Source organism: Micromonospora sp. NPDC049175 (assembly GCF_043197345.1).
Taxonomy (GTDB): Bacteria; Actinomycetota; Actinomycetes; order Mycobacteriales; family Micromonosporaceae; genus Micromonospora.
On record NZ_JBICSY010000002.1, the window covers coordinates 635704 to 636635 of the forward strand.

At 67.1% G+C, this 932-nt stretch carries 1 protein-coding gene; it reads right to left on the reverse strand.

Annotation, left to right across the window (positions count from 1 at the left end):
* The coding region (locus ACGFH8_RS09870; RefSeq protein ID WP_393365671.1) for a hypothetical protein at positions 1-922 on the reverse strand (922 nt) is incomplete at its 3' end.
* Between the last annotated feature and the right edge of the window lie 10 nt (positions 923-932).

A 932-nucleotide genomic window follows, 5' to 3' on the forward strand; every position in this document is an offset into this window, starting at 1 on the left:
TGAAGGTCTCCAGGGTGCGCAGGGCAATGCTGGTGCTCAAGGTGCTCAAGGAGCGCAGGGCGGCGCTGGAGTTCAGGGCGCTCAAGGTTTTCAGGGTGACGTAGGCGCTCAAGGTGCTCAGGGCGTGCAGGGCGACGCCGGCGTTCAGGGCGCGCAGGGCGCTGAAGGTCTCCAGGGTGCGCAGGGCAATGCTGGTGCTCAAGGTGCTCAAGGAGCGCAGGGCGGCGCTGGAGTTCAGGGCGCTCAAGGTTTTCAGGGCGAGGTCGGCGCGCAGGGCGTTCAAGGCGCGCAGGGCGAGGTCGGCGTCCAGGGTCCCCAGGGTGCTGAAGGTGCACAGGGTGCTCAGGGCGTGCAGGGCGAGGTCGGCGTTCAAGGTGCGCAGGGCGAGGTCGGCGTTCAAGGTGCGCAGGGCGTTGCTGGCGTTCAGGGTGCTCAAGGTTTTCAGGGTGCTCAGGGTGACGTAGGCGCTCCCGGTGAGGCAGGGGTTCAGGGCGCTCAAGGTGCTCAGGGAGTCGCCGGTGTTCAAGGCGCTCAAGGTTTCCAGGGTGCTCAGGGCGTGCAGGGCGAGGTCGGCGTTCAAGGTGCGCAAGGCGTTGCTGGAGTTCAGGGTGCTCAAGGTTTTCAGGGTGCTCAGGGTGACGTAGGCGCTCCCGGTGAGGCGGGGGTTCAGGGCGCTCAAGGTGCTCAGGGCGAGACCGGCGCGCAGGGGACTCAGGGCGCGCAGGGGACTCAGGGCGCGCAGGGTGATGCTGGCGTTCAGGGTGCTCAAGGTTTTCAGGGTGCGCAGGGCAACACCGGTGTTCAGGGCGCTCAGGGTGATGCTGGCGTTCAGGGTGCTCAAGGTGCTCAGGGAGTCGCCGGTGTTCAAGGCGCTCAAGGTTTCCAGGGTGCTCAGGGCGTGCAGGGCGAGGTCGGCGTTCAAGGTGCGCAAG